Annotated in this window: 4 protein-coding genes; all 4 read right to left on the bottom strand. The window is 60.4% G+C overall.

Annotation, left to right across the window (positions count from 1 at the left end; genetic code table 11):
* Window positions 1-215: 215 nt before the first annotated feature.
* The gene (locus UP10_RS07895; protein ID WP_050043586.1) at window positions 216-722 is read right to left on the bottom strand and encodes a lipocalin-like domain-containing protein; all 507 of its coding nucleotides are present in this window, start codon (window positions 720-722) and stop codon (window positions 216-218) included.
* A 232-nt stretch (window positions 723-954) separates the two neighbouring features.
* Window positions 955-1,965, bottom strand: a complete 1,011-nt coding sequence (locus UP10_RS07890; protein ID WP_044586809.1) for an amidohydrolase family protein — start codon at window positions 1,963-1,965, stop codon at window positions 955-957.
* Between the two features lie 91 nt (window positions 1,966-2,056).
* On the bottom strand, window positions 2,057-2,557 hold the full coding sequence (locus UP10_RS07885) for a lipocalin-like domain-containing protein (protein WP_197086761.1): 501 nt from the start codon (window positions 2,555-2,557) through the stop codon (window positions 2,057-2,059).
* A 536-nt stretch (window positions 2,558-3,093) separates the two neighbouring features.
* On the bottom strand, window positions 3,094-4,218 hold the full coding sequence (locus UP10_RS07880; protein ID WP_044586661.1) for an IS110 family RNA-guided transposase: 1,125 nt from the start codon (window positions 4,216-4,218) through the stop codon (window positions 3,094-3,096).
* Window positions 4,219-4,296 lie beyond the last annotated feature (78 nt).

Here is a 4,296-nt window from a genome sequence, read left to right as displayed (position 1 = left end):
AACCTCGAATCAAAGCCCGATCCCGACAACAATAGCCGATCAGGTTTTCACACAGCCTGGAAAGCCAGGACGACGCTGAGTGTGTGGCGCGCTTTCTGATCCAAAGTCGTTGTCATCACCCACGAAGGCGGATGTCCACTTCTGGATGCATTCCGGACCTAACTCGGACGCTACGGCACTTCCGAAAAGGGGCCAAGAGCTGACGTGAGGGTCCATCACTCCGCTCGCTTCCATATCACGTCGACTACGTCTCCAGCCGGAGGACGAACGGTCAGCGTCAGTCGGTCTCCCACAATCGCAACGAAGCGTTTCTGATCGGTGCCATTCCAGTTCGGAAAGGAACTGCCCTCGACGTTGATTGCGATGCTGCTATCTGCCTCGTTTATTGAATACGTTCCGAAGTAGGTTATCGTGCCGTCGGCCGTTTCTTTGTTTTCCTCAGGGGTGCCTTGCCACAAGGCATTGCTCGCGTATTTGGCTCGATCTGGTCGCATCACAGTGATGATGTATCGGCCACCCGCATCAAAGAAGGCGACGCCCTTCGGGTTGGTCCCATAACGCTCGACCTTGGTGCCGTCGCCCTTCTTCTGCTCCCACGAGAGCAGCGTCCAAGTGCCCACCAATTGCTCTTTGAACGATGTCTGGCCCAGCGCGTCGAAAGTCATGATGAACGATCCAAAAGCCGCAATGGCGCATGCGGCAAGAGCCACTCGCAAATTCATTGTTCTCTCCCAAGGGGAAGGATAAAAATCGTCGGTCGAGTACCGCAATTCCCAGGCGTTACCACGCTCGGTCGAAGCAAGTAAGACAAGGTCGGCATGTCCGTTGAGGGTCAAAAGCGCCGGTTTGATCCCGCGCCAGCCGCACCCCTATAAACGGACCTCGTCGGACCGGCCCGGCTGGTCCGTCTCAGGCGCAGCAAATTGCAAAGTTACCGGGACCCACTTAGCAGGTTCAACCTGCTTTGAGTCGTGGCAATAGCGCTAGGGCGTTGTCTCGGCCGATGGCATATTGGTCTGCCTCCGACAGGCCGAGTTGCGACATGCCGTCGGCGCTCTCGCCAAGCCGCCGATACGGGAAGTCGCTGCCGAACAGGATTTGATGGACCGGAATGAGACTGGTGAGGGCCGCGATGGCGGGCCGGTTGCCGCCGACGGCGATGTCGTAATAGAGCCGCTTGAGTTCGTAGTCGACGCCCTGCGGAAGCCGTTCGGCGAGATCTTTTGGGCCATACTGGGTCATGCGGCTGGCGACCATCGGCACCGAACCGCCCGCATGGCAGAAGATGAAACGGATATCCTTGCAGCGCGTCAGCGTGCCGGAGAACAGCAGGCTCATGACCGTCCGTGTGGTGTCTTGCGGCACCTCCGCGATGATGGGCGAGGTGCCGGGCATCAGGGTCCGGCAGCAACTGGGAATGGTGGGATGCACGAAGACCACGGCCTTGCGACGGTTGAGTTCATCGAGCACCGGTTGGTAGTCGGCATCACCAAGCCATTTGCCGCCATAACTGGTGAGCAGGCCGATGCCGTCGGCCTTGAGTACATCGAGCGCATACTCGATTTCGCGCAGACTGCCTTCGATGTCCGGCAATGGAATTGCGCCGAAAAGGCCGAAGCGACCGGAATGTTGGCCCGCAAGCCCCACACAATATTCGTTGACCCGGCGTGCGGTGGATCGCGCCGTCTCCGCGTTGCCAAACCAGACGCCCGGCGTCGACAGCGACAACACTGCGGTCTCGACACCGTGCTGGTCCATCGCGTCGATGGATTGCTGCGGCGTCCAGTCCAGCAAGGCGCGGCTGAGCGAAACGTCGATCCGGTCGCGATTTTCCGCCAGATAAAACGGTGGGATGACGTGATTATGCAGGTCGATCAACCGCCGGCCGGTGGTCGCGCGCGCGGTTAGTCCGGTTCCGGCCAGTCCGACAGCCGCCAGGCCGGTGAGAAATTTGCGCCGATGCATGGCGAGCGGAGGAGCGGCCGGTTGGTTGCAGCAGAGGCAACCGCGGAAAAGCTGACGGCGATTGGATCGATCGTGCATTGATGCCAACCCGTCATTTCGCCCGCTTGAAGAGGACGTCAAGCGTTGTGCCAGGAAGGAGCCCGGGTCTGGTAAACCTCAGTTCGCTGTCGTTCAGCGAGGTTATGGTGCGTTTTTCCGTCGAGTCGCCGACTTGATTGGCGAACGTACTGGCTTGGATGTCCAAGTTGAGAACCTTGCTCGCTTCGTCGAGCGAGTATCTTCCAAAGTATGCGATGGAGCCGACGACGATCGCCTTGGCTTCGTCGGGGGTTGCTGTTGTAGGACGACCGGAGGCCAGTTTGGGGAGGTCGGTGCGGGCCTGCATGAGGGAGAAGTACCCGTCCTTGGTGTAGATGACGATGCCTTTTGGATTTTCGCCAAACAGCCCTCGCCTGGTGCCGTCGTTAGACGTGACATCGACGGAAACCTGAAGCCAGGTGCCGACCAGCAAGTCCTTGAGCGGCTTTTGCTGACCGAAGGCGCGATCCGGCAAGACCAGACTCAGCATGGCGACTACGAACAGATTGGCCATCGTGGATTTTCTCATGCTGCGTCCCTTTCAATGTGCGGACCGGTATTGACGGCTTCGCATGGTTCGTGCCCGACCGTGTCGGCAGGCGATCTCGAGCCGCGATACCTTAGGAGCGGCTCCGGACCGCGGTCTTGGATTGTAGGGAACGAGGCATTGGACTCTGATGTCCCTAGTCAAGCGCTGAGGGCGCAATTGGTCGCCCTCTTGCTGCCATTCTGGCTTGAGGGTCTGGGCGATAGATCGTGCAGGGGTGAGGGCGGGGACCTGAAGACGTCGGTGATCAAACTCTGATTCGCGGGTTGGGTACCGCATTTCCGTTTGTTCGTCCGGGGCTGTCCCTGTCTAAACGCGGGCATCGATCTTGCGATCGGCCACATAGTCCAAGCGGGAGTTCCCCTGCCGTGGCCCCGCCCTCGCTGCTGCACGATTGATGTTCGATGATGCTCCGCTGTTATTGGGCCGTTGCTACGTGTCAGGGCGGAGGGGTTGTGGGCCGGTCGAGCCCTCATAGCTCGAGCGGTCCATGACCCTGGTCTTTAGTTCGCCGTTGCATGAGATCCCGCGACTTCGCGGTTGATCGCCCAGATGAAGGCCGACAGCTCGCGGGCGATCGCAGTTACCACGATCGTCGGCCGCTTGCCCTTCCGCGTCATTGTCCGGAAGCGGCCACAAAGCCGTATCTGCGCCTTCCAGGCAATCTCGCGGGCCGTTCGTGGTGCGGCCCCGATCCTGGTCTGCATGTCCTTGCTGACGCGGGGTGGGAAACGGTAACTCCACGCAGCCTCGATGAGCAGCCGTCGTGCTCGCGCGTTGCCGGCCTTGGTGATGCCACCCCGCTTGACGTTCTCTCCGGTAGATCTCTCTGACGGGGTAAGGCCAAGATAGGCCATCAACTGGCGGGGGTTCTCGAAGCGCGACAGATCGCCAAGCTCGGCCAGGAACGCGACCGCACCGACCATGTCGACGCCACGCATGGCCTGCACTGCCTCGATGACCGGCGCCAGAGTCCAGTCCGCGACGGCCTCGCGCATGGCCTGCTCCAACCGCTCGATCCGTTCCCGGACCTGTCGTACAGCCAACAACATTTCCTCGAAGGCGATGCGCTGCTCGCGATGCTCAAGCTTGAGGCCGGTGAGCCAGTTGAGGTGCGTCCGCCCCCAGGTTTTCTTGCCCGGATAGTGACGGCCGAGACGCAGCAGTAGCGAGGAGACGTTCTGGCGCTTGACTCTGTAGTCCTTGACCGCGGCGTCGCGAGCCCGCACGAGGTCCCGCATCGCCTCGTGACGCTCATCAGGCACCCAGACCGCCGTCAGCTCACCGGCCCTGAGCAGCTTCACGAGATTGACGGCATCGCGCCGATTGGTTTTGACCCGATCACCTGGCTTGGATGGGATCAGCGACGGTGCCACCACAATGCAGTCATGGCCGATGCTCTTGATCAAGCGGTAGAGACCGTAACCTGTCGGGCCAGCCTCGTAGCAGAACGTCAATCGAGCATGTTTGCTCGCAAGTTTTGCGACGAGCTTGCGTGTCTCGGCTTCAGTATTGTCGATCTCGCCGAGATATCGAATCTCACCGGCTCGACCGGCATCGGCAATCGCCACCGCATTGCGCAATTTCGCAGTGTCCAACGCCACGAATGCTTCGCTATGATGCTCCATGACTCGCCCCTTTGTGTGAGGCTCTACCCGGCCTATCCGGGCAGCCCTCGTCATCACATCGAGGGTGAGTCGCCTTCA

Source organism: Bradyrhizobium sp. LTSPM299 (assembly GCF_000938235.1).
Taxonomy (GTDB): Bacteria; Pseudomonadota; Alphaproteobacteria; order Rhizobiales; family Xanthobacteraceae; genus Bradyrhizobium.
This window is presented reverse-complemented; position numbering and strand designations above follow the sequence as displayed.